The organism is Lysinibacillus sp. BSL11, assembly GCF_052928325.1.
Genome location: NZ_JAVGCX010000010.1, coordinates 1 through 26,756 on the forward strand (window position 1 = coordinate 1; position 26,756 = coordinate 26,756).

Below are 26,756 nucleotides of genomic sequence, written 5' to 3' on the forward strand. Positions count from 1 at the left end.
CTCACAAGGTCTTTCATGGGGAATGGTTACGCTAGAAACCATTCTCCATGAAAGAGCAGAGCAACCGAAGGGCGGTAGCCAAAAACCTCTCTTATTTTAGTGTCCGTTTTATTGACAGAAGTACCCTTCAGGCACCTTTTGGAGCGGTTTCCTACTTGGGATGAGCGCTTCAGGCACCTTTTGGAGCGGGTCTCCAATTAGATAACCGCTTCTAGTATTTTTATAAAGGTCATAAAAAAATTTGATAATCTCTTGATCTTTTTAATCCCGAATCCCGATAACAACTTGCCATTAACATTCTTTTTATTGTATGGCGATTGTTTAACTGTAAAAAATGCTGGGCTTGTGCATTCGTAATTTTTTTATTGATGAGCATCCCATAATCTTGCAGAGCAGATAAATGTGCCTTTTTACTCGAATAATGACAGCTGGAACAGGTCCATTTCATCTTAACCCAATGCATCTGTCCAAATTCGCATTTTGGACAGATCACGCCTGTTTGAATCGCATCCACCTCTATCCCAAAGTAACGACTTAGTGGAAACACCTCATATGGTTTGTTGTGTTGCACAAGTAGTGCACTAATATATTGATAATCTATAGTTTTTGGCTTCATTGGACGTTGTTGCAAAAAGCTCGTTAACTCTCTTCCCATCAATACTGGAAATAATCCATCCTCATAATTGATTCGTGCATTATTAAAAGGAAAAACAATGATACCGTTGACAGGTACTTCAATGTGATGTTGCTTGAAAAATCCCTTTAAATTATATACATATTCCTCGAGCTGCACTTCAGGATGATGAAATACACGCTGTTCACCTGTTTCAAGAGTCCGAATCATTTGACGTGGTCGATTTTTTAATTCAACTTCTCCTCGAATATTCTTACTTTCAATAATTATTACTTCATATTGTGTTATCACCACAACATCTAACTGTAATGAGTATGAATGCTGAAAAGTGATATTATGTAAAACTTGAAAGTTTTTCGTAAAAGTTAATTTCTCCAGTTGTTTCATAATAAATTTTTCACCGTATTCGCCTGCTTCAGCCTGTAATAACTCCCTCTTCATTTGATCAAGAGATGGATGATTTGGTATGAGTCTTCTAACTAAAGCTCGCAAACCTAATGTCATTTTCGCTTCCTCATATGGTTTAATAAACATTTCATCACTCCTTTTTTAATGACTATAGCAAGGAAAATTATCCATTCCTAGACTATTTACGAAACTATTTATTTGATCAACTTTGCTGCTCTATATTTAGTTTTTTAATAATTTTTGTGAATATCTTTCAGTCTATATTTTTAGTAGATTCGATTCTGATGGAACTGTCTAATCTCTAGTGAGTGTATTATTCCTTTTATATTTCCTCACATTCTCTTTTGAGCAACTTCACCACTTTTCAGATCATCTCTCATTTGAGCAGATTCTTCACCTTTTAGATCATCATCTTCACCATTTTCAAACAAAAAAAGACTGCCTCGTAAGACAGTCTTTTTTCATATATTAGCGTACTTCTGTGCCTGCAATCGTAGCAATGGCTTTTAACACTTTGTTATGTGCGGCCACTACTTCTTCGTCTGTTAAAGTACGTTCTGGATCAAAGTATGTGAGTGAGAAGGCAACCGATTTTTTACCTGGTTCCATTTTCTCCCCTTCGTAAACATCGAATACGCGGATATCTTTTAATAGTTTCACACCCGCTGCGTCAATTGCTTCCATTACTTCGCCCGCTGTTGTTGTACGGTCCATAATAAGAGCGATATCACGAGACATAGCTGGGAAACGAGGCACTGGTGTGTAGGCAAGTGGTGCTTCTTGTGCTGTTGCATTTAGTAGCGCCACTAAATTCATCTCCAATACATACGTGTCTTTTACACCCCATGCTTTTTGCTCTGCTGGGTGAAGTCCACCGATGATGCCGACTTGCTTGCCATCTAATAAAATGCTAGCCGTACGACCTGGATGTAAGCCATCCACTTGTGATTTCACAAATGTCATGCGATTTTCTAAGCCAAGTTTGCCAATGACACCTTCGACGATACCTTTTAGCACAAAGAAATCTACAGCTTTTTTCTCACCTTGCCAAGCATGGTCTAGCCATTTGCCAGTTAATACTGCTGCCACATGCTCTTCCTCATAAGGTTGCCCCTCATCTGATTGACCAAGGAACACGGAACCAATTTCATATAAAGCCACGCCTTCAGCTTGACGTGCAACATTATACGCAGCTGCTTCGATTAAATGTGGAATAAGGCTTTGACGTAATGTAGAACGTTCCTCACTCATTGGCATAAGCAAGCGAGTTACCGGCTCTGCTTTCAAAGCAAAACGTTGCGACAATGCATCCGACGTTAACGAATAAGTTACCGCTTGATACAGGCCAGCCCCTTCCATGTAATGACGAACAACACGGCGATTTGCTTGATAAGGTGATAAATTACCTACTTGTGTTGCACCCTCTGGTAATGTCATTGGGATTTCATCATAACCATAAAGACGAGCAATTTCCTCCACGATATCCTCTTCAATTTTAATATCTTGGCGACGTGTGGGTGCATCAATAATTAATAAACCATTTGCTGCCTCTACACCAAATTTTAAACGCTCTAAAATAGAAAGCATATCTTCTAATGCAATCTTCATACCTAAACGTTCATTAATAAAATCTGGGGAAACGACTACTCGCGCTGGTGTTTTATCTAACTCATCTACTAAACATGTACCTTCTAATACTTCGCCTCCAGCTAATTCAGCAAGTAGAGCAGCAGCACGTTCAGCAGCTGGTAAGACACGATTTGGGTCTACCCCTTTTTCGAAACGAGCCGATGCATCTGAACGTAGGCCAAGATGACGAGACGTTTGACGCACTGTTAAACCATCAAAATAGGCTGACTCAATGACAACAGTCGTAGTTGAATCTGTTACCTCTGAATTAGCACCACCCATTACACCAGCAATAGCTACTGGCTCTTTGCCATTTGTAATGACTAAATCTGAAGCTTTTAATGTACGTTCTTGGTCATCTAATGTTGTAATTTTTTCACCTTCTGTTGCTTTACGAACAACGATTTCACCTGTTGCTAGGCTATCATAGTCAAAAGCATGTAGAGGTTGACCATATTCCATTAATACATAGTTCGTTACATCTACAACATTATTGTGTGGACGTACTCCCGCAGCCATTAAACGATTTTGAAGCCATATTGGTGATTCACCGACTTTTACGTTTTTCACAACTTTTGCCACATACATAGGATTTGCTTGTAAATCTTCCACATGAAGCTTTAGGTAATCCTGTGCTTTTTCACCAGCAGTTTGGTAGGAAATTTTTGGATATCGAATTTCCTCTGAAAGAATGGCACCTACTTCATAAGCTACACCTAGCATTGAAAGAGCGTCAGAGCGATTAGGTGTTAGGCCTAACTCTAGCACTGTATCGCGTAAGCCTAAAATCGCAAGTGCATCTGAACCTACTTCTGCCTCCGCTGGCAGTACGTAGATACCCTCTGAATAAGCCTTAGGAACAAGTTTCCCTTCAATTCCAAGCTCTTGTAAGGAACAAATCATTCCGTTCGATTCATGACCGCGAAGTTTTGCTTTTTTAATTTTAATGCCACCTGGTAAATGTGCACCTGGACGAGCAACTATGACTTTTTGACCAGCATCAACATTCGGTGCACCACAAATTATTTGTTGTGGTTCTACTTCTCCAACATCAACTTGACAAATATTTAACTTATCAGCCTCTGGATGTTTCTCCTTAGAAACTACGTAACCAACTACAACTTTATCCATAGCATTAGCACGATCAATTACTGCATCTACTTCGATCCCAGAGCGTGTAATTTTTTCTGCTAATAGCTCAGGTGCTAAGTCCTGCGTATTGATATAATCTTTTAACCATTCTAATGATACTAACATGTTTTATCCCCCTTACGCTTCTGTTCGCTCGAATTGTGATAAGAAGCGAGTGTCACTTGTATAGAAATGACGAATATCGTCAACACCATATTTCAACATCGCAATACGTTCTGCACCAATACCAAATGCAAATCCTGAAACTTTCTTTGGATCATAGCCAGCCATTTCTAATACGTTTGGATGCACCATACCAGCTCCTAGAATCTCAATCCAGCCAGTGCCCTTACATACGTTACAGCCAGCTCCACCACATTTGAAACAAGAGATATCCATCTCTACTGATGGCTCAGTAAATGGGAAGAAGCTCGGACGTAGTCGAATTTCGCGGTCTGCACCAAACATTTTTTTCGCTAAAGTATCTAATGTTCCTTTAAGGTCACTCATGCGAATATTTTCGCCAATGACTAAACCTTCAATTTGCATAAACTGATGTGAATGTGTTGCATCATCATTATCACGTCGGAATACTTTACCAGGACAAATTATGCGAATCGATTCACCTTTTTTGGCTTCCATCGTACGAGCCTGTACTGGTGAAGTATGGGTACGTAATAATATTTCCTCGGAAATATAGAACGAATCTTGCATATCACGAGCTGGATGTCCTTTTGGTAAATTTAGTGCTTCAAAGTTATAGTAATCCTTCTCCACTTCTGGACCTTCAGCAATTTCATAGCCCATTCCAATAAATAAATCTTCAATTTCTTCAATGACACGTGTTAAAGGGTGACGGTTCCCCACTTTAATTTCACGACCTGGTAAAGTGACATCAATCGACTCACTCGCTAATTTTTCAGCAATGGCTGCCTCTTCCAACACGGTAATCTTTGTTTCTAATACTGCCGTTACATTTTCACGGACATTATTCACTAAAGCACCCATTTTCGGACGTTCTTCAGCTGATAATTTCCCCATCCCTTTTAGTAAATCAGTAATAGGTCCTTTTTTTCCTAAATACGCAACACGTACTTCATTCAATTCTTTTAAATTTGCAGCTGCTTCAATTTTAGCAAGTGCTTCTTGCTCTAATTGTTTTAATTGCTCTTCCATGTTAAAACCTCCTCAGAAAATAAATGCCTGCTTTTTAGACATAAAAAAACTCGCCCCTAAAAAGGGACGAGGACATTTTCGCGGTACCACCCTAGTTATTGCAAAGCAAAGCCTTACAATCACTTCATTGACATAACGACTTGAGAAAGCCGGCTCACCTTTACAGCATGACACTGGTCCCGGTAGCTGCTCGCAGGCTGAATTCAAAACTGCATTGAAACGGCGTTGGCTCTCAATCTCTGGCCTACGCTCCCTGTCGTCCATTCGCAATCTTTACTACTTCCCGGTCAAAGCATTTATTATTTAAACTTACATTTTAGAATAAATTATACAATATGGGGCTGTAGCAAATCAAGAGACAACTGCCTCAATCCCACAATGATCAATTTATTACTTGGCAAAGCCATATAAAACAATGCCTGTGGCTACTGCTACGTTTAATGATTCAGCCTGTCCAAAAAGAGGAATGATCATATTTTGATCTGTCATCGCTAATAACTGAGGCTGAATGCCACTTCCTTCATTCCCCATGATAATCGCAAATGCACCCGTATGCTGAATATCACTATACGGCACCGCTTCCTCATCTAATGCAGTACCAAATACTGGTACACCTTGTCCCTGTAATATATCTATCCAATCTGCTAAATCTCCACGCACTACCGGAATATGGAAGTGGGAGCCTTGAGCCGCACGTAGTGTTTTAGGATTATAAAGGTCAGCACAGCCTTTTCCTAAAATTACAGCATCTAAACCTGCAGCATCTGCTGTACGAATCATTGTTCCAATGTTACCAGGATCTTGGACAGCATCAATTAATAACACTTTTCGCCAAGTAGTCATCACATTATCCTCTAAGACGGGCTGTTTACATACAGCAAAAACACCTTGGGAAGTTTCTGTCTCCGCGAATTCCTTCGCTACCGCAGTCGATACCTCTACAATAGCTACATCATCGATTGGCCATAACATTGGCAAATCTATACCTTCACGCACTATAATTTGTAATACTTGCTTTTTATTTTTTAATGCTTCTTCAACAAGATGAAAGCCCTCTACTAGGAATTCACCCGAACGTTCACGCTCTTTTCTTGTAGTCGCTAACTTTTTCCAATATTTCACTAACGCATTTTGCGTAGATTCAATTCTCTTCATCGCTACCTCTTACCGCCTTTTTCCTATATATTGACCACTATTATACCCTACGAAATGGCAAATTTCATAGCTAAGTAAGAAAACTGTTATTTTCCTGTGGTGGCAAGTGGCGTACAACTTAAACATGCTATAATCATACACATAATAATGAAGACACAAAGTGGGGTATATAAATGAAAAAAACAATACATGTAGTAGGGGCTATTATTGAAAATGAGCAACAAGAAATTTTCTGTGCTTTAAGAAATCCCCAAATGGTTTTAGCAAATTATTGGGAATTCCCTGGTGGTAAAATAGAGCGGGGCGAAACACCAAAACAGGCCCTTTATCGAGAAATTCTTGAGGAATTTAACTGTAAGATTCAAGTAGGTAAACAAGTGGCTGTAACGCTTCATGAATACGAACAATTTTTCGTTCATTTAGAAACATACAAAGCTTCAATTATAAAAGGCACACCCCAAATTTTAGAACATGCTGAAGCAAGATGGGTTCCCCGCAACCAATTGCTTGATCTCCCATTTGCTCCAGCAGATCTTCCTTCTATTCAAAAATTAATAGCCGAATTGTAAAAGCTATTCACTTTATCTCATGAAAATGAGTCACTTTGTTTCGTCCATGCTCTTTCGATTCATACAATGCTTCATCTGCTTTTTTTATCAATGTCGTCTCTGTATCTTCTGAAGTTACTGTGGCAATTCCCATACTGATCGTAAGACTGCCTGTTGGCCAACGATCCTGCTCCACGGTGTGTCTAATTTTTTCGCCGATTTCTTTTGCCTCAGGTATCTCGATCTCTGGTAAGATGATAATAAACTCCTCCCCACCATAACGAGCGACGATATCTTCTAGACGTACTTGTATTTGTAATAGTTGTGCCAATTGAACGAGGACATCGTCTCCAACTTGATGACCATATGTATCATTGACCTTTTTGAAATGATCGATATCTAAAATGCATAACGAAAAAGATTTTGCTGTCTCATGAAAACGATTAAAATGTTGTTCGAGTTGTTCCTGGAAAAATCTCCTGTTTTTCAAGCCAGTCAGTTTATCAGTCATTGATAATTCTACTAAAGCAGTATTCATTTCCAATAATTTCGCCTGCTGATGTTCTATTTCTACATGAATTTGCTCCAAATTAGCTAATGCACGATCCTTTTCTTGATAGGCAGCCTCAAGTAGTTTTTTGGCTGATCGTAATTCTTGTTCATAATCTATACGCTTTTTCATCTTTACTAAAATGCAATCAATTCGCTCTACCATATCCTCTTTGTACAATTTAGCATTCATTAAAAACGGAACCGACATCCCGTCCTTCTGTTTGAAATGAATGAATAATTCCTCTACTTGTCCCTCTAGATTAATCATAGGATAAAAATAAGAGTGAAAAATCATCTTATTGGGCGTAGATAGAAGAATTTCTAGATGCATATGTAATAATTCCTCTTGCTCATAGCCGATCCAATCTAGCAGGGTTTGATTGATTTCTGAAATAAGCCCTTCATGTGTGATGGAAAGAAATCCACATGGAGCATTGTTAAGTCGTTTTTCCATTGTTGATAATCCTTTCATTTTTCCCTACAAAAAATCTGCAATACATTGTATCGTTTCATTTGGGTGACTAATATGTGGATAATGACCTTTTGCTTCCATTAATTGTAACGTACTATTTTTGAGATGATGATGCAAATAATCTCCAACACCAATTGGCACAATACTATCTTCCGAGCATTGGATAATTAACGAAGGAACGGAGACCTTTGATAATTCACTACGATGATCAGATAAAAATGTGACCTCAGCAAATTCTTTTGCAATGATAGGGTCTGCTGCTATAAAGGTTTGCTTCAGTTCCTGTGTTAATGCTGGCTGTTCAGGATTACTCATTGCAATTGGTGCCATATAGCTGGCCCAACCTGTAAAGTTCATTTCCATCATGTCTAATAACTCCGCTATATCACTTCGCTCAAAACCCCCTCGATAACCATCATCATTTAAATAACACGGAGAAGGACCAATCATAATCAATTTCTTAAAATAGTCAGGGTGCTGGATAGATGCGAGCAGTCCTATCATGGCACTAATGGAATGCCCGACAAAAATACTATTTTGTAATGATAGCGTTTCAATAATGTCCAATACATCTTGGACATAGCCCTGTAACGATTGATATTTTTCTGATGAATAGGCATTTGTATCTGAGTTACCTGAGCCTACATAATCGAATAATATAATCTGATATTTGTCCATAAATGCAGGCGTAATGAAACGCCACATATTTTGATCACAGCCAAATCCATGTGCAAAAATAAGCGGTTGGTCTCCTTGTCCGAGTATTGTTACATTATTACGAACAACAACATTTTCCATTCCGATCAATCCTTTTAGAAATATATGTAATAGTTTTATTGTGACCCCTTATACAGTATTTATCAAGCTAAAACGTGAAAATCAAAAAGGAGCAGGAGTGACGCTTCACCTGCCCCATTCTCCAGCTACAACCACTTCCTAATAGGTGGGATACTCTGCTGAAATTGAAATATATTATACGGATCATATTTTGTTTTCACTTCACGAAGCCTTCTAAAATTGTGTCCGTAATAGGCTGTATGCCAGTCCTGAATATATCGATCTGGAAAATTCACATAATCACCAGCCGTATAAGGTGATAAAGCTCGACGTAAATTTTCTACCCACTTAATATTTTGTTCTTCCTCTTTCGGGTTTTCCCAGGAAGTATTATATTCTTGAGCTATTATCGCATTGCGATAGTAATAGGCTGTATGCTGGGGAGCAATTTCACCTACTGCTCCTCTTAAAGACTGTTGCCATATTGTTGTAGTTGAATTAGGTGCATGGGCTAAAAATTCTATCATTCTTTGAATCGCCTTATATGGAAACGGTCTCTCCAAAAATGACCCGGATCTTTTTCGAAAGGCAGGCTGATTGCCGCTTGGTAAATCAAAAAATTCTATTGCCTTGCTATATGGCACTTCCTTTATCCAAATACTTGTTGGCATGCCTGTTTTTCTAAGAGGGCGAAGCAATTTCTTTAATTCAGCTGCTGTTCCTATAAACTCACCTTGTGCGACTAGTTCACCTACTTCCTTTGTTTTTAGCTCAATCTGAGAAGTTAGACGCTTATCTGTATAGGGGGCCCATTTTTGCCATGCATCAAAGGCCACTTCAAAGTCATCCCATCCCCATGTAATAGAAAAGAGTGATACTTTATTAATCGCATGAAGCTTGAATGTCAAAGAAGTGACTATACCAAAATTGCCTCCTCCTCCACCACGACTTGCCCAAAACAGATCATGATGTTGTTGCTTATTCGCTCTGATTACCTGAGCACCCTCATGTTCACTAGCAACCACCGTTTCGATTTCAATTAGATTGTCACAAGTTAATCCAAACGGTCGTGATAGCATCCCTATCCCCCCTCCAAGGGTCAAACCGACCACCCCAACACTACTTTCTGTACCAGCAGGAATGGTAACACCTTGCTCCCATAATGTACGGTATACGATTCCCATATTAGCTCCAGCATCAATTCTAGCCGTCATTTCTGAGAGATTTACTGAAATATCATTCATATCACTTACATCAATGACAAGCCCCTTATTTACTAAAGAAAAATTTTCATAGCTATGACGACCACTTCGAATTCTGAAAGGCTCGTTGTTTTCTCTAGCCCATTTTAAGGCATTAACCACATCTTTCGTTTCTTGACAAAACACAATGACACTCGGATATTTTGGATTATTTAGATTATTATTCGTTCTCGCTTGTTCATAATCCGAATCTTCCGGCGTGACGATTCTTCCTGTGAGCTTCGCCTTTTTCAACATCAAGCCCCTTTCTCACAATGATACTTATCCTATGCAACTCATTGAGAAAGAATTTGACTTTTTAACTATTTTACTGGACTCACACTAAAATACTCTTTTTCACACTTGAAACATATGATGCACTAATAACAACGTGTTGGAGGTGTTCTATGCTTATCCATGTGGTAAGTGCTGGCGAAACACTGTGGCAAATCGCTAATCGTTATGCTGTACCCGTTCAATCGATTAGCCAATTAAATGCATTAGCTACTCCTGATCAATTAGCCATCGGACAATCACTGGTTATCCCTTCTCCTTATACAATTTATACGGTTCAAAAAGGAGATACGTTATGGTCCATCGCACAGAAATTTAGCGTTCCCTTGCAATCTATCATAATAGAAAACCATCTAACGAATCCCGATCTATTAACACCTGGAACGAAATTAATTATTCCACCCATTGTTCATAACGTGCAGCCAGGAGAAACTTTATGGCAAATAGCACATCGCTATGGTACGACCGTTCAAGCCATTGCAGTAAAAAATAATCTAAACAATCCCAATATGCTTTATGTCGGTTCACAATTGATGATCCCAAGAAAATTACCGATGATTGAAGTCAATGCTTATTCCTACCAACCTTCAGAAGAAGCTGTAGACTCCATTAATGCTATTGGTCATCTACTAACTTATTTTAGTCCTTTTGCTTATAAGATGAAGGAAGATGGGACATTACAGCCCATTAATGATGAAAATATGATAGCGGCAGCAGAGGCTAAACATATTATCCCGATGTTAACGCTCACTAATTTTACTTCTACAGAAGAAGGCTCTAATTTAGCACATGTCGTCTTGTCCAATGCAGAGTTACGTAAAAAGGTCATGAATAATGTGTTACAGGTGATGCAAGATAAAGGTTATCAAGTATTAAATATTGATTTTGAAAATGTTTTACCTGCTGATCGCGAAAATTTCAATGCCTTTATTCAATTGGCTGTGGATACCCTTCATCCAAAAGGCTATTTAGTTTCAACAGCGCTCGCACCTAAAACAAGTGCTTCACAAACTGGGACATTATATGAAGCGCATGATTACGAAGCACATGGGAGAATAGCAGATTTTGTTGTATTAATGACATATGAATGGGGCTATCGTCTTGGCCCTCCACAAGCCATTTCCCCCATTAATGAAATGCGAAGAGTCGTGGAATATGCTTTAACCGAAATACCAGCTGATAAAATCTTATTAGGTTTTGAATTGTATGCGCGTGATTGGCTCTTACCTCATGTCAAAGGCCAAGAAGCCGAAACATTTAGCCCGCAGGAAGCGCTCAATAGGGCCATCAAGTACGGGGCAACAATTCAGTATGATCCAACGGCACAATCTCCTTTTTATCGATATGTTGATGAGCAAGGAAGGCAGCACGAGGTATGGTTTGAAGATGCGAGAAGTGCACAAGCCAAATTCGACATGACTAAACATTACAACTTACGTGGCATTAGCTATTGGGCATTAGGATTCCCGTTTCCTCAAAATTGGGTTTTATTAAACGATAATTTTTCTGTTAAAAAATCTTAATACTCATTATTGTTCGCAATAAACAAAGAGCTATGCGAATTATTCCTTGTGAAGTGCGATCTGTGCTGACGGGATAAAAAGTTCATTTCAAAGCCATATTAATTTATATCAACAGGAAAGGAGCAACTCACATGGGAAGAGACAATAAACAAGGTCAAAGCAATAATAAAGGCTCATTACCTCAAACGCCGAAAAACCAAAAGATTGCACCAAATAAGGTGAGTGAGGAATTTTCTCAAGAGTTTATGGAGCTAATTAATACAGTCACGCAAAATAAGAATAAGCAGAAAAAATAAGGGGGGCTTCAGTTGGATTTTCAGCGTGCTCAAGAAATTGTCGCCTCACCTTTAGAATTTGAAGTGAGCTATAATGGCGTTTCCATCTGGATCGATCAGCTCCACGATGATGAAAAAACAGCGACAGTTCACCTACGCCGTTCTTTAGAAGAGCGATCTGAAGTAGCTATATCCGAATTAAAAGAAGAATATCTCGTTCACTAAACAGCAAGAACCTGCTTACTCAATAGTAATAAGCAGGTTCTTTTTTAAATAATATAATCTTCAATATATTGAAGTTGTGTTAATACTTCCTCCACACGATGATGTAAATCTTTATAGGTTTCGGTAATTTGCTGAGGGGATATTGGCTTACTGAATAGATAGCCCTGAATATAATCACAGCCACCATCTATTAGAAAAGATAATTGCTCCACTTCTTCAATGCCCTCTGCCACAACCTTCAAACGTAAATGTTTAGCCATCGAAATAATCATGGAAACAAGTGCTTCATCATTTGGATTATGTGGCACGTTTCTCACAAATGTTCGGTCAATTTTTAAACAATCAATTGGGAATTCCTTTAAATAAGAGAGAGAGGAATAGCCTGTTCCAAAATCATCTACAGCAATTTGGATACCTAATGCCTTTAACTCATGTAATAGCTGTGTCATTTGATCAATATTCATGGTCATACTTTCTGTAATTTCTAATTGTAAAAATGACGGATCTAAATTGGTACGTTGTAAAATATCTTGTACCATTTCTACTAAATCCTGTTGAAATAACTGGCCAAGTGATAAATTTACTGCCACTTTCATTGGAGGTAAGCCTTGTTTCTCCCATGCTTTCGCTTGTGTGCATGCGGTTTCTAAAATCCATTTACCTAGCGGGATAATAAGGCCACATTCTTCAGCAATAGGAATAAAGACATCAGGTGGAACAAAGCCCCGCGTTGGATGACGCCAGCGTACCAAAGCTTCGACCGATTCGATGGTACCTGTCTTTAAGTTGACCTGTGGTTGATAGTCTAAATAAAATTCATTATTGGCTAACGCATTATGTAAGTCTTGCTCTAACAATATTCGATCTGCAATACCTTTAGACATATACGGTTTATAAAAAAGAAATCTTTGAGGTATTTGTCTAGCCTCTCGCATCGCTAACTGTGCATGCATTAATAGCTCTTCACCAGTCCATTGCTCCTCATAGAGAGCAATCCCAATATTTAGACTGCCATTTAATGAAAATAATTGGACCTGTAAAGGATCTGTCATGGCACTTTTAAGATTTAAGCAAAATTGCAGTAGTTCCTCAATCGTCTTTACATGGTCAATATAAATAACAAATTGTCCCTCACGCAGTTTAGTTGCAAAATAATGTGGAGGTACAATCGATTGAATTCGTTCTGCAACAAGTTTCATCATTGTATTAGAGTTACTTATACCAATGGACGAACGAATTGCCGCAAAGCGATCAATTTCTATGGCAATGATAGCCTTTTGCGCTTTATGTTCATGTAAATTTTCTTTTAACGTCTTTAGTAGTAAATGTTCATTTGGCAACAATGTAATATCATCATGATAAGCTTGAAATCGAAGTTCCTGTTGAGATTGTTCAAGATCCTTTTTAATTTTCAACAGCTGCTGAAATGGTTTTTCCACAGACGTATAATAAATCGCCTTTAGGAAAAAATAGAATGCTAAAAACTGATAGATCAGTGCTGAGAAATCCCATATTGCATTTTGATCTTGACTAACAATAAAGAAGATATCACTCACAATGAGAGAAATAGCTGCGCTAATGAGCCACATGGAACGCTTCGGTAATTTTTTTACATATGTACTAACAATAGCAATGGTTAAAATTTGAAGAATAATAGCAATTAGATGTACCATATTATCAATCGTATCTAACCAATTTTCAGGCAATATTTTGGGCGAATTATAAGCCAGAAAAACGCTTCCTAGAACGAAAAGCATCGAACAACCATATGTCAGTATCCGATGATTCATGGTTAATCGCTTTTTAGGGTTTAAAATAATAAGTATAAATCCAATGGCTAAGTACAAACGCATTAATATATGTAGAGGCTCGTTCATAAAGTTCCATTCTCTAGATTGGCTAAAAAACAAGCTAATTAATTCTAATAAGGCAATAATGAAAAACATGTTTCCTATGTATAAAGTTTGATTGGATAATAAGTGTGAAAATACTAAATAGGATTGGATCGCAATTGCCATTGTAAAAACGATGATTAATACTTGTATCACCAGTTTTATATCTTGATACATGTTACCTTGGAAAACACCATATATTTGATTGCTAAAGCTCAGTAATGGTATGACAAGTAATAAGGGTAATACCATGTACCAAATCTCTTTTTTCTCTATCTGATTAAACCATCTCTCCACTCCAAACCCTCCATACTACTATATAAACATTCACTAGGAAATTTTATCTATCTATATCGATTATTTAAATTTGAATTGTATATTTCTTTGACTTCTTACAAATCATAACACTTTTATCGGAATTTGTATGCACCTATATGAAGTATGCTAATATTCATTTTATTTCAATATTAGCATACTTTTGATATTTTTAGTTCTTTATTCCACCCTGAAAAGTTGCTGTTTCAATCTCTGGATGATTCTACCTCTTCTTTTTTTAATAGCAACAGCGGATAAGCCTAATGCATTAGCTATTTCTTGATCACTGTAACCTTCTGCATAATAAAGTAGTAATATTTCTCTTTCTATCTGCTTAAGCTGAGACAACTTAATCTCAAGTAAGCTAGGATTTTTTTGATTGTCCCAACCCTCCAAGTCATTAAGAATAAAATTGAGTGTTTCACCATCAACAACCGTTATTCGCTCTGTATAGTTTTTTTCCCTTGATAATTCATTTAGAATCTCACCTTTTATCGAAGAATAAAGATAAGCAGAAAATTGTCCCTTTGCTGGATCTGCTTTTAGCCATGCCCTCCATACAGCAATAGAAGCGATATGACGATAGTAATCAAAATCCTTGTAAATATGGAGCTGCGTGAAAATGGCTGTAATCATTGGTTGCACTGCCTCTAAAATTTCTTCAAAAGATTGTGTTAATGAAAGCTTGTGATCGTTGCGAATAGACATACCACTCTTCCTGTCAACTGTGCACAGTTCAATATTCCTAGGTAACACAATCTTAGACTGTCATGTTGCTTGAGAGCTAATGCCCATTTTCAGCATTTCAGCGCGCAGAAAGAATAAAATGCCTGGCATATTTAGTCATAATTCCCCCAAAGTTATTACAAAAATTATCTATTTTCTTTGGTATTTCATACATATTTAAACGTTAGTTGGACAAATTACTACTAAGGAGGCGATATAGATGAATTTTCAAATAAGAGATGCAATTACAGCGAATGTACATGGTCAATCTGCCGCAGAATTTAAAGACATTGTGGAAGATGCTATTAATCGTGGAGAAGAGCATTTACTACCAGGGCTTGGGGTGTTTTTTGAAAAATGGTGGAAGCAATCCAGTCCATCAGAACAAGATGAATTTGTTCAAAAATTAGAAAAAGTATTTGCTAACTGATTTTTAATGAACTGTGCATTCCATTTCCAATAAATGCGTGATAAAGTTTTACTTATCAGAAAATTTGGAGGGATTGGAATGACTGTTGCAGTAGAATTACTTGTCAATCAACTCAAACAGGTTTTATTAGAAGAACAAGTGTCAACAAACGAAACGGTACGACAGCTACATGGAAAGGATGAATCTCATCATATGATGAGATTACCTGATATCGTTGTCTTTCCCCGTTCCACAGCTGATGTCAGTGCCATCTTAAAAATTGCACATGCACAACGTGTACCAGTTGTACCATTCGGTGTTGGCTCCAGCTTAGAAGGAAACGCGATTCCTATTGCACATGGTATTTCTATTGATTTCTCTGAAATGAATACGATATTAGAAGTTCGACCTGATGACCTTCTAGTAAAAGTTCAGCCTGGCGTCACACGCTCTCAGCTGAATAAGGAGTTAAAAAAACACGGTCTACAATTCACAGTGGATCCAGGTGCAGATGCAACACTAGGTGGCATGGCTGCAACGAATGCTAGTGGTACGACTGCTGTGCGTTACGGTGTTATGCGTGATCAGGTTCGTGATTTAGAGGTTGTCCTTGCAGATGGCTCTGTCATCCATACAGGTAATTTAGCCGCGAAATCCTCTTCTGGTTATCATTTAAATGGTCTATTTGTCGGCTCTGAAGGAACACTTGGCTGCTTTACGGAGTTAACGTTAAAAGTGTATGGTATACCTGAATTTGTGACAGCGGGGCGAGCTGTTTTTGACACAGTCAGAGATGCTGTGAGTGCTGTTACCGCCTTATTACAGGCTGGTAGTTCAATTGGTCGAGTGGAATTGGTCGATGAATCCTCTATGAAGCAGGCCAATGTCTATAACGATACATCCTTTAGCGAAAAACCAACATTGTTTTTAGAATTCCACGGAAACGAAGCGGGTATGCATGCGGACATCGCATTCGCTACAGAAATTTTTGAGGACTACAGCTGTCTATCCGTCGAATTCGAACAAGATAATGCTGCTCGTAACAAGCTTTGGGAAGCACGACATTCTTTAGCCTATGCATATATTCATGCTTATCCTGGTAAGAAGCTCATGTCAACGGATGTCTGTGTACCAATCTCTGTGCTTGCCGAAACCATTTTATATGCACGAGAACAGCTTGATCATGTTGGACTCGCAGGTGGGCTTGTTGGCCATGTGGGCGATGGAAATTTCCATGCACTTTTAATGTTAAATCCAAATGACGCCGAGGAGCAGGCAAAAGCGGATCGCTTCAATGAACAAATCGTGCAATATGCATTACTTCGAGGTGGCACATGTACAGGCGAGCATGGTGTTGGCATTGGCAAAATGAAATACCAAGCCACTGAGCACGGTACCTCTTTAGTCGTCATGAAAAGCATAAAAGCAGCACTTGATCCACTTAACATTATGAATCCAGGAAAGATTTTCACTCTATAATTAACATTAAAACCCGCTGATTGACTAGAATATCAGCGGGTTTATCATTATAAATCATAACGGAAGCTCTTAACTAATATATCTCCCTTGTAAAATTCTTTCGACTCATCTCGCACAAAACCTAATGATAAGTAAAGATTAATGGCAGCCTGCATCATATCACCTGAGTGTAAATAAAGTGCCTGATCCTGTCTCTTTCTTGCAAAGGCAAAACTTTCATTTAATAATTTCTTAGCAACCCCTTGCCCTCTTCCTTTTGGATGCACACCTAATAAGCGCACAATCGTCGATTGAATATTTAGCTCTGGCAGGCCATACGCTTTCCCTGCATCCGTAAATAGTTGTAATCCACCTAATATGTCATCTCCGCGTTTTGCAATAAGAATTGTCTCTGCATTCGGATTACCAACCGAAGCACGGATATCACTTAAATATGATTGCCAGTGCTCTGGGTCTTCATAGTCGTTTTCATATTGCGCATAGCTCTCAACTAAAACTTCAAGATAGCTTGCATAATCTTCCTCTTGTAAATATTCAATCAAAATGTCTGCTACTGTCATTCTAATTTCCCCTTTCTATGATGAAAAACCGCCCTTACTATAGACTGTTACTCTTTTTTCAATACGGTGTGAAACCCATTCTACGATGATTGAAATTCCCCAATAAATAAGTCCAACAGCAATAAATGACTCTAAAAACTTTAAGTTCATGGAAGCAATAATATTTGCCACACCGGTCAATTCTTTAATGGATAGGAAAAATGCTAATGATGTAGCATGTAAAAAACCGATAAAAACATTCGTCAAGTTAGGAATAGATTGCCCAAATGCTTGTGGTAAAATATAACGTCGCATAGCTTGAGGAAATGTTAATCCAATCGCATATGCTGCTTCTAATTGTCCTTTAGGTACAGCTAATATCCCTGAACGAATAATTTCTGAGGCATAAGCCCCTGCACTAAGTGTTAAGGCTAGTATGACAAAAAATAAAATAGGAATAGAATTTGATTGTATCTTTAAATGAAGCAAATTAGCTACACTATCAACTAGCATTGGCAAGCCAAAATAAACGAGCATGATATGCATAATGATAGGTGTTCCTCTGAAAAATGAAACATAAAAATTTAGTACACATGAGACTATTTTTATCTGTTGAATGCGCACGAAAGCTACAATTATGCCAATAACGATTCCTAATAAAACAGGTGTAATAGTCATGAATAAGGTTAACGGTATTACTTTACTAATTTCTCGTAATGCTTCTACTATAAAAGCGATATCAATGGTCATAGCATATTCCCCCTATTGTGAAGCAAGCTCTTTTGGCATATAACGATTAAAATAGCATTCATTAAATTTAAATACTTTTTCAAGGATTATCACGATGACATAGTAAACAATTGACAAAGCTACATAGATTTCAAACGCTCGTGTCGTAGAAGCAATCAAGGTTTCTCCCCTCCCCACCATATCCATTACACCGATGGAGAATGCTAACGATGTATCTTTTAATGAACTAATCATTGTATTTACTATATTTGGAAAAGCAACACGTATTGCCTGTGGAAAAACAATTCGCATAAAAGCCTGTGATCCACTTAAGCCTACTGAATAGGCCGCCTCCATTTGACCCCGATCAACGGTTAAAATTGCTGCACGAAATATTTCGGCAAAGGCTGCCGCATTGCTGAATGTGTACGTAATAATAACAAAATACATCGAATCCATTCTTGTCACATCAATATGAATGAGCTTTAACAATGCAGGAATGCCGTAAAATACTAAGAACAACTGCACTAAAATGGGTGTGCCACGAATAAAGGATATATAGAATGTAATAATTTGCTTCAATATCGGTATGTGAAGTAGCTTTGGTATGGCTAGCACAATCCCAAGCATCATACCAAAAAGTATGGAGAATACTAGAATCTCGAAAGTTATGGGTAAATACTGAAGCAATGTTGGAATGACTTGCGCAATTAGCACGACATCAAAGTTATTTTCCATACTGCCATCTTCCTTTCCTGTTCATTAGAAGTCTACTGTATAATCATCACCCAACCACTTTTTACTAAGCTCACTCACTACCCCCTCATTCTTTAATTCAACGATCGCTTCATCTAAACGCTCCTGTAACTTCACTTCATCTTTATTGAGTAAAAAGTAGACCTTTGAATTTAATAATGCATCACCTACAACCTTTTGCTGTGCCTCATTGCTTTCGTTATAGTATCGAACAGCAAACGGTGTGGTAATAATAGCATCAATTCGTCCCGTGGCTAGTTGATTGTTAACATCAACGGAGCCAGAAGAATAAACGATATTTGCTCCTAAATTATGCTCTTTATTATATTTTTCAATAAAAACAGCTGAGTTACTTGTTGGTGAGACACTCACATTTTTCCCTTTTAAATCCTCAATGGATTGAATGGCATTATTTTTCTCGTTGACTGTCACCTTTAATGGGAATACATTATAAGGCTCTTTATTAAATAAAAATTTCTCCTCGCGCTCACTATTAACTTCCATTTGATGGGCAATAAAATCTATTTTTCTTGTTTCTAAACTTAGTAATAAATTGGAGAATTCCATTGTTTTAAATTCAAACTCATACTCTGGTAGCTTCTCATCAATTGCACGAACAAGCTCTACATCATAACCAGTTAAATTTCCCTTGTCATCTAAAAAACAGATGTTTGGAAACTGAGTTCCCGTACCGACTATAATTTTTTGAACATCCTTGCCGCTCTGTGCTGTTTTTTGAGCACTTGCGTCACCAACTGTTTTTTCTGAGTTTGCACATGCTGTTAATAGCGCTGCTAGCACAAGTAGCAAATAAAATGATATTTTTTTCATAAAATTCCTCTCCTTCTGTTATGCATATGAGGGTAGATTCACAGCAAGTGCCTTCTGTAGATGCTCTAAACCAATTGCCGTTACAGCTCTATAGATACCTGTTTCACTTGACCCGATTTCTACAACAGGCACATGTCGAACACCATACTTTATATCGAGGATGTCTCTGAATATATCATTAGACGTGACATCAACTGTTTTGTAGGAAATATGTCGTTCTTGTAGATATGTTTTTATTTCCTCGCAATAACTACAACCTTGCTTCGACCAAATGATTATATCTAAATTTTTTGTCATAATCATGACCTCCTTAGATTACCTTCACCTTTTGTTGTAACTGCAAATAGACAGGACTTAAAAGCTCAAACGAACGTTGACGTTCAAATTCCTTCAAGATGGGCGTATGCAAAATAAATTCATCGATTTGGAATCGTACATGGTAGTTATCTAAAATGGCTTTAATTTCTTCTGCCGTACCGTATAAAATATCAGCCTCATACTGTTCCACTGTATATTCCTCTCCAGATTCCTGACCAAATTTCTCTGCTAGCTCTACTGATTGTAGCGTCAGGCTTCTGCCACTTGCTAAATGCACCTTTGTAATTTTTTGATCTCCTATTAGTTTTTTCGCTTCCTCTTTACTTGGAGCAGCAAGTGCAGCAATAGAAAGCGCAAAAGTACCGTTTGGATGATGACTGCGATAGGTTGAAGCCGCTTGCACCAATACATCATTATCACTATCAATAAATCGAGCAAAGACAAATGCAATGCCGAGTTTTCCTGCAAGAGCAGCACTTTCAGGGCTAGCGCCAAGTAAAAATAATGTTGGCTTTGTCTTTGGAATTGGCGTTGCTTGTATGCCATATAATTCGTGCTCTTTTGGTATGGTTTGCTCAATTAATTGCTGTAAAAATATTAGTCTCTCTTCAAAATCTCCCCCTTGATTGAGTGTGCCATATTGTAAAGCCTTCGTGGAAAGTGGCAAGCCACCAGGGGCTTTACCGATGCCTAAATCTACACGTCCTGGCTCCAATGATGCTAGAACATGGAAATTTTCCGCTACTTTATAGGGGCTATAATGCTGTAGCATAACCCCTCCTGACCCAATTTGAATGGATTTGGTTTTGGCAAGTAAATAAGAAACTAATATTTCTGGAGAAGAGCCTGCTAATGACTCTGTATGATGATGCTCCGATACCCAAAAACGTGAATAGCCTAACTGCTCAGCTCTCTGTGCTAAGGCTACCGTTTTTTGTAATGTTTGTTCATTGCTTGCTCCTTCAATAATAGGGCTTTGATCTAATATGCCTAATGTATAACTCATACAATACCTCCTAATCTCTTTTATTCAAATGAATTTACTAGGTTTTTAGACAGACTGTTTAACATAGCGACTTTCCTTGAAGGGTAAACCTAAATTCCCACGCAAAGTATCTGCCTCATAATCTTTACGATATAGCCCTCTTGCTTGTAAAATTGGCACTACTTTATCAACAAAATCTTCAAGAGCACCAGGTACTGTCACGCCAATAATAAAACCATCTGCTGCTTCCTTTTCAAACCATTCTTGTACAAGATCTGCTACTTGCTCAGCTGTCCCAAAAAAGGCTGTTTTTGGTGTCGCCTCGCGTAAAGCGACTTGACGTAATGTCAGACCCTCCTGCTTAGCATAAAGTTTAATATAATCGGTTGTGCTTCTAAAGCTATTGGCTCCAATATCCCCTAGATCAGGAAACGGTGCATCCACATCGTATTGGGTAAAATCATGATGGTCGAAGTAACGTCCAAGATAAGCAAGAGCACGGTCTATGGAAACTAACTCAACAATTTCTTGATATTTCGCTTCTGCTTCCTCCACCGTATCGCCAATAATTGGTGATATACCTGGAAAAATCTTCACTTCTTCAGGATTTCGTCCGAATGTTGCCACCTCTTTTTTTTCTCTCAAGTAAAATTTCTGTGCCTCTTCAATAGATGCCCCATGTGTAAAAATGGCATCTGCATCTTTTGCAGCTAATCGAATGCCTGCATCAGACGACCCAGCCTGGAAAATAACGGGCTGGCCTTGCTTTGTTCGACCAATATTGAGTGGTCCTTGGACTGAAAAATATCGCCCTTTATGATGTAATGTGTGTAATTTTTCTGGATCAAAAAATTGATCTTTGTTGACATCTGCAATAAACGCATCATCGTCCCACGAGTCCCATAAGCCTTTGACAACCTCTAAGTATTCTTCCGCGATTTTATAGCGTTCTGCATGGCTAGGATGTTGGTCAATTGTTTTGTTATAGTTCAAAGCAGTACTTTCTAATGGAGTCGTTACAACATTCCATCCAGCACGCCCAGCACTAATATGATCTAATGAAGCGAATTGGCGTGCTACTGTAAATGGTTCGCTATAGGAAGTTGAGACTGTTCCAACTAACCCAATGTTTTTCGTCGCTACTGCTAAAGCCGATAAGATTGTAATAGGTTCAAATCGATTTAAAAAATGAGGGATGGATTTTTCGTTAATAAATAAACCATCCGCAATAAATGCTACATCAAATTTTCCCTGCTCTGCTTTCTGAGCCTGCTGAATATAGAAAGGTAAGCTTACACTTTGATTGCTCGCCACCTTTGGATGAAGCCAACCAGAAATATTTCCTCCTACCCCATGAATAATTGCTCCAAATCGAATTTTATCCTGTCTAGCCATGTCAATTCCTCCTCAATTTTTATTTTACTAAACATAGTGGTTAAGTATGTTTTATTGGATTGAGAATGATATTACCGTTCCTTTAGACGATATGCAATAGGTACAGTAATAGAAAAAATTTTATGTGGTGATAAAATTTTTTATCAATACGTGTCTCCTATGCTTTCAAAATGCTTAGCTGTTTCACAAATTGTCTGCCAAAAGGCTGATGGCAATGTCTCCTTCTCTTTATAGGTTAAAAATATATGTTGATTCATATCCAGCAAATGCTTAACGTCTATCTCCACAAATTCACCGCTTTCCAGCTCCTTTTTGATACAAAGATGTGGTAAAAAGCTTAAATAGTCTTTTGTCCGAATAAATTCTTTGGCAACTTCTAAATGATCTGTTCGTACCTCAATATTGGCTGCTACTCCCTCTACCTCAAACATTTTATGCACATAATTCCAATCAAACGCGCCACATTCAAAAAATACCATTTTCTGTTGAGCTAATTCTTTTGCTTGAATGAGTTCATCTAGTTGTAATGGGTGATCACGGTGTTTGATAAGTTTCACTGTATTGTTCAATAAAAGCTCGTTCTCAATGTCATTCCCATGTACATATTGAATAAAGCCTAGATGAATTTGGTGGCTTTGTAGCTTTTCTAAAATGTTTGCTGTGGAACCTGTAAATAATTGAAAACGCAAATAAGGGAATTGCTCTTTCCATTTAGGCAATGCATAGGCTAAAAAATACTGAGCTGTTACACCGTTTGCACCAATACATACCTCATCGGTCTCCTGCGTTTCTTCTAATTGCTTCTTTCCTTGCTGAAATGTTTGCACAATTTGCGTGGCAAATGGTAAAAAATCTTTCCCTTTCTCTGATACGCTCACACTTCTTCCATCTCGGTAAAATAACTCCACACCTAGCTCTCGTTCTAATGACTTAATACGTGCAGTTACAGTCGGCTGTGAAAGAAATAATGCATTGGCTGCTTTATGGATACTTTTGTAATGGACAACATATAAAAATGCCTCGATATGGTCTATATTCACGAGGAGTTCACCCCTTCATTAATTATTTAACCTATTATATAAATAATTCCTTATATTCTCTATAACTTATAAGAAAACTATGTTTTATATTTTGACAAAGAAAAAAAGTAACCCAGCGTCTCCCAGGTTACTTTACTATGTAGCGATGTAGCCATCCATCTTGACAACAAACATCGCACGTGGTGAACATCCCTCTGTCTGCCTACCACTTTTATGTTATTTACATGAACACCCTCTGTTGTCCATGTAAACTCTATCTATCGTACTTCTCAACTCGAGAAAGCATATGTCTAAATTTAAGCTAAAATCGATGCTAATACAGCTTTTTGTGCATGCAATCTATTTTCAGCTTGCTCAAAGATGTAAGAATTAGGTCCATCAATAACTGAAGTTGCAACCTCTTCCTCACGATGTGCTGGTAAGCAATGCAAGAACATATAATTTGGTTTTGCATAGGCTACTAGCTCATCATTAATTTGATAGCCAGCAAAGTCTTGTAAACGTTTTGCTGCTTCTTCCTCTTGACCCATAGATGTCCAAACATCTGCATAGACGACATCTGCATTTAATACTGCTTCAACAGGATCATTCGTGATCATAATCGTACTGCCATTTGCTGCCGCAATCGCCTGTGCTTTAGCGATGACTTCCCCATCACATTCATACCCTACAGGAGTCGCAACAGCTACATTCATGCCAACGTGTGCTGAAGCTACTACGAGTGAGTGTGCTACATTGTTGCCATCTCCTACATAGGCAATTTTAAGTCCTTTTAACATGCCTTTATTTTCTGCAATCGTCTCTAAATCAGCTAATGCCTGACAAGGATGATAAACATCCGTTAATCCATTAATAACTGGGATTACTGCATGCTCCGCCAGCTCTTTGACCATTGCGTGAGAGTTTGCACGAATCATAATACCATCTAAATAGCCCGATAATACATGAGCTGTATCATAAATCGATTCGCCACGACCAATTTGCAAATCACGCGCATGCATAAACATACTTTTTCCACCTAATTGATTCATACCAACTTCAAATGAAATACGTGTACGAGTTGAATGCTTTTCGAAAATCATTCCAAGCGTTTTACCTTCTAATAATCTTGGGCATTTCCCCTCTTTTGTAATCATTTTAAGCTGTGTCGCTAATTCAATAAGATCTTGAACCTCTTGACTTGTATAGTCTAGCAAAGTTAGTAGATCTTTTCCTTTTAAACTAGACACTAACTTTAACTGTACTTCTTCGAGTAATTTCATAGCCTTCGCTCCTTATATCGTTGCTGTTGAAATTAGTATAACATGCATAAATATAAAATCAACTGAATTTTTATAATTAATTTTTATTCTTATTTATTTGTTATTAAATGTGACAAAAATTCGTCAAAGCGAATATTTATGCATATATAACTTATTTATGGATAAGGTACTAAAATGTATCAAAGGTACAATGTGTAAAAATAGTTTGGGAGCTTTGTCACTATTGGTAGCAGAGGGAGAAAATTTAATACTAAAAATAATGAAAAGCCCCCTAACAACATTTGTTAGAGGGCAAGTCCATTTCTTCTAATTATTCAAAAGTAATTTTATTGACTGCATCACGATCTAATTTTTTAATGACTTCTACCATTAATTTAACGGCATTATCATAATCATCACGATGTAGGATACCTGCATGTGAATGGATATAGCGTGTCGCAATACCAATTGATAGTGCTGGTACACCATTTGCTGTTACGTGGATGGAGCCAGCATCTGTACCACCGCCAGCCATCGCTTCAAATTGATATGGAATATTGTGCTCATCTGCTACATCTAATACGAATTCACGTAAGCCACGATGTGAAACCATAGATGCATCATACACAACGATTTGAGGGCCTGCACCCATCTTACTCGTTGATTCTTTTGCTGTAACTCCAGGAGTATCTCCTGCTACACCTACGTCTACTGCAAATCCAATATCTGGTTGGATTTTATGTGTAGTAGTTTTAGCACCGCGAAGTCCAACTTCTTCTTGTACATTCCCTACAGAATAGAGAATATTAGGGTGCTTTTCATTTTGTAACGCTTTCATAACATCAATCGCAATTGCACAGCCGATACGGTTATCCCAAGCTTTAGCTAATAGATACTTATCATTTTTCATTACATTAAACTCAAAGTACGGTGTTACCATATCGCCAGGACGAACGCCCCACTCAAGAACTTCATCTTTAGAAGCTGCACCAATGTCGATAAACATATCTTTAATGTCTACTACTTTATTACGTACATCAGCAGGTAAAATATGAGGTGGCTTTGAACCAATAACCCCAATCACTTCATCGCCCTTACGTGTAGTAATCGTTACACGCTGTGCAAGCATAACTTGGCTCCACCAGCCACCTACTGTTTGGAATTTAATAAAGCCTTTGTCATCAATTTGTGTAACCATGAAGCCTACTTCATCCAAATGTCCTGCCACGACGATTTTAGGACCGTTTTCATCGCCAATTTTTTTAGCAATGACACTACCTAAGTTATCTGTTTCTACAGTATCTGCATATGGTGCAATATATTTTTTCATGACCTCACGCGGTGCACGTTCATTGCCTGCAATACCATTTGCATCTGTTAAATCTTTAAACATTTGTAATGTTGGATCTAGTTGTGTCATCCTTTTGCCTCCTACTTCTTGTATCTATTTTATTATACTTCGTTTACCGAAATATTCCTAGCTTAATCGTCTGAAAATTGGTGTATTTCTTAATTTAATAACCTGAACGCTGCCGATGATAATTTTCTTGATTTTTTTCAAGATAAGCACTTACCACATCCTCAAATGTAAAACCGAGATTATACGCTAGTAACCCATAGTATTGCCAAATAGCTAAATAACGCTCCTCTGTAGGTTGATGAATAAATGCTAAAATAGCACTTTGTGTTTCTAAAAAAGTAGCCGTTAAATCTTTGTTCTCTTCTACGAAAGGCCACATTTCAATCGATGTATAGCCCTTTAATAAGCCAAGAGATAAGATAAAATGAATCGAATCTACATATTCTTCTAAAATGACTTCACGTGCTGATGGTCCCTTTGTGCTCCAAAATTTAAAGCAACGTGTTTCATTAGCAAGCTCAGCTAGCTCCACTAGTAAGGCTAAGCCCTTTTCCTGAAACACATCTTGCTGAATATTTTGTGTTTGCTCGATAAAATCATCAAGCTCTTTTTGCATGGTAAACAATTGTTGTAAATTCATTTTTTTCTCCTAAATTTCTAAAAAATTTTTTATAAAAAGTGAAACTATTTGACCCTTCTAA

General features: G+C 37.9%; 26 protein-coding genes. 6 read left to right on the forward strand and 20 right to left on the reverse strand.

The annotated features are described in order from the left end of the window. Positions 1-229: 229 nt before the first annotated feature. From RCJ95_RS13155 to RCJ95_RS13170, 4 genes are all read right to left on the reverse strand, one after another. On the reverse strand, positions 230-1,168 hold the full coding sequence (locus RCJ95_RS13155) for a nuclease-related domain-containing protein (RefSeq protein WP_221680951.1): 939 nt from the start codon (positions 1,166-1,168) through the stop codon (positions 230-232). Positions 1,169-1,510: 342 nt separating this feature from the next. Continuing rightward, a complete protein-coding gene (gene pheT / locus RCJ95_RS13160) occupies positions 1,511-3,928 on the reverse strand; it encodes a phenylalanine--tRNA ligase subunit beta (RefSeq protein WP_312128241.1) in 2,418 nt (805 codons plus the stop codon). Between the two features lie 12 nt (positions 3,929-3,940). Beyond that, positions 3,941-4,978: a phenylalanine--tRNA ligase subunit alpha gene (gene pheS / locus RCJ95_RS13165; RefSeq protein WP_004226385.1), complete on the reverse strand. Its 1,038-nt coding sequence runs from the start codon at positions 4,976-4,978 to the stop codon at positions 3,941-3,943. 390 nt (positions 4,979-5,368) lie between these two features. Next, positions 5,369-6,133: a TrmH family RNA methyltransferase gene (locus RCJ95_RS13170; protein WP_257520334.1), complete on the reverse strand. Its 765-nt coding sequence runs from the start codon at positions 6,131-6,133 to the stop codon at positions 5,369-5,371. Positions 6,134-6,306: 173 nt separating this feature from the next. Here RCJ95_RS13170 and RCJ95_RS13175 point away from each other — a divergent pair, with 173 nt between their 5' ends. After that, complete coding sequence (locus RCJ95_RS13175; protein ID WP_221680954.1) at positions 6,307-6,702, forward strand: (deoxy)nucleoside triphosphate pyrophosphohydrolase; 396 nt, start codon at positions 6,307-6,309, stop codon at positions 6,700-6,702. 7 nt (positions 6,703-6,709) lie between these two features. Here the strand turns inward: RCJ95_RS13175 and RCJ95_RS13180 are convergent, their stop codons facing one another. From RCJ95_RS13180 to RCJ95_RS13190, 3 genes are all read right to left on the reverse strand, one after another. Next, positions 6,710-7,687, reverse strand: coding sequence for a sensor domain-containing diguanylate cyclase (locus RCJ95_RS13180; protein ID WP_257520335.1), 978 nt, complete (start codon positions 7,685-7,687; stop codon positions 6,710-6,712). A gap of 24 nt (positions 7,688-7,711) precedes the next feature. Further along, positions 7,712-8,503 carry an alpha/beta fold hydrolase gene (locus RCJ95_RS13185; RefSeq protein ID WP_221680956.1) on the reverse strand — a complete coding sequence of 264 codons (792 nt, stop codon included), beginning with the start codon at positions 8,501-8,503 and terminating at the stop codon, positions 7,712-7,714. A 125-nt stretch (positions 8,504-8,628) separates the two neighbouring features. Next, the gene (locus RCJ95_RS13190; RefSeq protein WP_312128237.1) at positions 8,629-9,978 is read right to left on the reverse strand and encodes an FAD-binding oxidoreductase; all 1,350 of its coding nucleotides are present in this window, start codon (positions 9,976-9,978) and stop codon (positions 8,629-8,631) included. A 152-nt stretch (positions 9,979-10,130) separates the two neighbouring features. On the opposite strand from RCJ95_RS13190, the gene RCJ95_RS13195 reads away from it, so the two are divergent. The 3 genes from RCJ95_RS13195 (at position 10,131) to RCJ95_RS13205 (ending at position 12,040) form a co-directional block, all read left to right on the forward strand. Beyond that, entirely contained in the window at positions 10,131-11,540 is a 1,410-nt protein-coding gene (locus RCJ95_RS13195) for a LysM peptidoglycan-binding domain-containing protein (protein ID WP_312128235.1), read from the forward strand. A gap of 131 nt (positions 11,541-11,671) precedes the next feature. Further along, positions 11,672-11,836 carry a YfhD family protein gene (locus tag RCJ95_RS13200; protein ID WP_004226371.1) on the forward strand — a complete coding sequence of 55 codons (165 nt, stop codon included), beginning with the start codon at positions 11,672-11,674 and terminating at the stop codon, positions 11,834-11,836. A gap of 12 nt (positions 11,837-11,848) precedes the next feature. After that, positions 11,849-12,040 carry an H-type small acid-soluble spore protein gene (locus RCJ95_RS13205; protein WP_004226369.1) on the forward strand — a complete coding sequence of 64 codons (192 nt, stop codon included), beginning with the start codon at positions 11,849-11,851 and terminating at the stop codon, positions 12,038-12,040. 44 nt (positions 12,041-12,084) lie between these two features. On the opposite strand, the gene RCJ95_RS13210 is transcribed toward RCJ95_RS13205, so the two are convergent. Then, on the reverse strand, positions 12,085-14,229 hold the full coding sequence (locus RCJ95_RS13210) for a bifunctional diguanylate cyclase/phosphodiesterase (RefSeq protein WP_257520338.1): 2,145 nt from the start codon (positions 14,227-14,229) through the stop codon (positions 12,085-12,087). 198 nt (positions 14,230-14,427) lie between these two features. Further along, complete coding sequence (locus tag RCJ95_RS13215; protein WP_221680959.1) at positions 14,428-14,955, reverse strand: RNA polymerase sigma factor; 528 nt, start codon at positions 14,953-14,955, stop codon at positions 14,428-14,430. A gap of 238 nt (positions 14,956-15,193) precedes the next feature. On the opposite strand from RCJ95_RS13215, the gene sspI reads away from it, so the two are divergent. Then, positions 15,194-15,403, forward strand: a complete 210-nt coding sequence (gene sspI, locus RCJ95_RS13220) for a small acid-soluble spore protein SspI (protein WP_004226361.1) — start codon at positions 15,194-15,196, stop codon at positions 15,401-15,403. A gap of 78 nt (positions 15,404-15,481) precedes the next feature. Next, positions 15,482-16,861 (forward strand): FAD-binding oxidoreductase, encoded by a 1,380-nt coding sequence (locus RCJ95_RS13225; protein WP_446722402.1) that lies wholly within the window; start codon positions 15,482-15,484, stop codon positions 16,859-16,861. A 47-nt stretch (positions 16,862-16,908) separates the two neighbouring features. Here the strand turns inward: RCJ95_RS13225 and RCJ95_RS13230 are convergent, their stop codons facing one another. The 11 genes from RCJ95_RS13230 to RCJ95_RS13280 all read right to left on the reverse strand — a co-directional run bounded on the left by RCJ95_RS13230 (position 16,909) and on the right by RCJ95_RS13280 (position 26,695). Further along, entirely contained in the window at positions 16,909-17,421 is a 513-nt protein-coding gene (locus tag RCJ95_RS13230; RefSeq protein ID WP_313150894.1) for a GNAT family N-acetyltransferase, read from the reverse strand. 15 nt (positions 17,422-17,436) lie between these two features. Beyond that, positions 17,437-18,150 carry an amino acid ABC transporter permease gene (locus RCJ95_RS13235; RefSeq protein WP_274769875.1) on the reverse strand — a complete coding sequence of 238 codons (714 nt, stop codon included), beginning with the start codon at positions 18,148-18,150 and terminating at the stop codon, positions 17,437-17,439. Positions 18,151-18,162: 12 nt separating this feature from the next. After that, positions 18,163-18,867: an amino acid ABC transporter permease gene (locus RCJ95_RS13240; RefSeq protein ID WP_446722403.1), complete on the reverse strand. Its 705-nt coding sequence runs from the start codon at positions 18,865-18,867 to the stop codon at positions 18,163-18,165. Between the two features lie 24 nt (positions 18,868-18,891). Further along, entirely contained in the window at positions 18,892-19,716 is an 825-nt protein-coding gene (locus tag RCJ95_RS13245) for a transporter substrate-binding domain-containing protein (RefSeq protein ID WP_048393633.1), read from the reverse strand. An 18-nt stretch (positions 19,717-19,734) separates the two neighbouring features. After that, positions 19,735-20,013, reverse strand: coding sequence for a glutaredoxin family protein (locus RCJ95_RS13250; protein ID WP_312128229.1), 279 nt, complete (start codon positions 20,011-20,013; stop codon positions 19,735-19,737). Between the two features lie 13 nt (positions 20,014-20,026). Continuing rightward, positions 20,027-21,040, reverse strand: a complete 1,014-nt coding sequence (locus tag RCJ95_RS13255) for an LLM class flavin-dependent oxidoreductase (protein ID WP_446722404.1) — start codon at positions 21,038-21,040, stop codon at positions 20,027-20,029. A gap of 45 nt (positions 21,041-21,085) precedes the next feature. Then, a complete protein-coding gene (locus RCJ95_RS13260; protein WP_446722405.1) occupies positions 21,086-22,414 on the reverse strand; it encodes an LLM class flavin-dependent oxidoreductase in 1,329 nt (442 codons plus the stop codon). 143 nt (positions 22,415-22,557) lie between these two features. Then, complete coding sequence (locus tag RCJ95_RS13265) at positions 22,558-23,454, reverse strand: LysR family transcriptional regulator (protein ID WP_337976857.1); 897 nt, start codon at positions 23,452-23,454, stop codon at positions 22,558-22,560. A gap of 296 nt (positions 23,455-23,750) precedes the next feature. After that, positions 23,751-24,716 (reverse strand): ornithine carbamoyltransferase, encoded by a 966-nt coding sequence (argF, locus tag RCJ95_RS13270; RefSeq protein WP_312128223.1) that lies wholly within the window; start codon positions 24,714-24,716, stop codon positions 23,751-23,753. Between the two features lie 310 nt (positions 24,717-25,026). After that, on the reverse strand, positions 25,027-26,115 hold the full coding sequence (locus tag RCJ95_RS13275; protein WP_221680969.1) for a M42 family metallopeptidase: 1,089 nt from the start codon (positions 26,113-26,115) through the stop codon (positions 25,027-25,029). Positions 26,116-26,209: 94 nt separating this feature from the next. Beyond that, on the reverse strand, positions 26,210-26,695 hold the full coding sequence (locus RCJ95_RS13280; protein ID WP_221680970.1) for a dUTP diphosphatase: 486 nt from the start codon (positions 26,693-26,695) through the stop codon (positions 26,210-26,212). Positions 26,696-26,756 lie beyond the last annotated feature (61 nt).

Bases quoted from the DNA above. Each gene is read 5' to 3' on its own strand.
- RCJ95_RS13155 (WP_221680951.1), bottom strand. From the start codon at position 1,168: ATGTTTATTAAACCATATGAGGAAGCGAAAATGACATTAGGTTTGCGA.
- pheT (WP_312128241.1), bottom strand. From the start codon at position 3,928: ATGTTAGTATCATTAGAATGGTTAAAAGATTATATCAATACGCAGGAC.
- pheS (WP_004226385.1), bottom strand. From the start codon at position 4,978: ATGGAAGAGCAATTAAAACAATTAGAGCAAGAAGCACTTGCTAAAATT.
- RCJ95_RS13170 (WP_257520334.1), bottom strand. From the start codon at position 6,133: ATGAAGAGAATTGAATCTACGCAAAATGCGTTAGTGAAATATTGGAAA.
- RCJ95_RS13175 (WP_221680954.1), top strand. From the start codon at position 6,307: ATGAAAAAAACAATACATGTAGTAGGGGCTATTATTGAAAATGAGCAA.
- RCJ95_RS13180 (WP_257520335.1), bottom strand. From the start codon at position 7,687: ATGGAAAAACGACTTAACAATGCTCCATGTGGATTTCTTTCCATCACA.
- RCJ95_RS13185 (WP_221680956.1), bottom strand. From the start codon at position 8,503: ATGGAAAATGTTGTTGTTCGTAATAATGTAACAATACTCGGACAAGGA.
- RCJ95_RS13195 (WP_312128235.1), top strand. From the start codon at position 10,131: ATGCTTATCCATGTGGTAAGTGCTGGCGAAACACTGTGGCAAATCGCT.
- RCJ95_RS13200 (WP_004226371.1), top strand. From the start codon at position 11,672: ATGGGAAGAGACAATAAACAAGGTCAAAGCAATAATAAAGGCTCATTA.
- RCJ95_RS13215 (WP_221680959.1), bottom strand. From the start codon at position 14,955: ATGTCTATTCGCAACGATCACAAGCTTTCATTAACACAATCTTTTGAA.
- sspI (WP_004226361.1), top strand. From the start codon at position 15,194: ATGAATTTTCAAATAAGAGATGCAATTACAGCGAATGTACATGGTCAA.
- RCJ95_RS13225 (WP_446722402.1), top strand. From the start codon at position 15,482: ATGACTGTTGCAGTAGAATTACTTGTCAATCAACTCAAACAGGTTTTA.
- RCJ95_RS13230 (WP_313150894.1), bottom strand. From the start codon at position 17,421: ATGACAGTAGCAGACATTTTGATTGAATATTTACAAGAGGAAGATTAT.
- RCJ95_RS13235 (WP_274769875.1), bottom strand. From the start codon at position 18,150: ATGACCATTGATATCGCTTTTATAGTAGAAGCATTACGAGAAATTAGT.
- RCJ95_RS13240 (WP_446722403.1), bottom strand. From the start codon at position 18,867: ATGGAAAATAACTTTGATGTCGTGCTAATTGCGCAAGTCATTCCAACA.
- RCJ95_RS13245 (WP_048393633.1), bottom strand. From the start codon at position 19,716: ATGAAAAAAATATCATTTTATTTGCTACTTGTGCTAGCAGCGCTATTA.
- RCJ95_RS13250 (WP_312128229.1), bottom strand. From the start codon at position 20,013: ATGACAAAAAATTTAGATATAATCATTTGGTCGAAGCAAGGTTGTAGT.
- RCJ95_RS13255 (WP_446722404.1), bottom strand. From the start codon at position 21,040: ATGAGTTATACATTAGGCATATTAGATCAAAGCCCTATTATTGAAGGA.
- RCJ95_RS13260 (WP_446722405.1), bottom strand. From the start codon at position 22,414: ATGGCTAGACAGGATAAAATTCGATTTGGAGCAATTATTCATGGGGTA.
- argF (WP_312128223.1), bottom strand. From the start codon at position 24,716: ATGAAATTACTCGAAGAAGTACAGTTAAAGTTAGTGTCTAGTTTAAAA.
- RCJ95_RS13275 (WP_221680969.1), bottom strand. From the start codon at position 26,115: ATGACACAACTAGATCCAACATTACAAATGTTTAAAGATTTAACAGAT.
- RCJ95_RS13280 (WP_221680970.1), bottom strand. From the start codon at position 26,695: ATGAATTTACAACAATTGTTTACCATGCAAAAAGAGCTTGATGATTTT.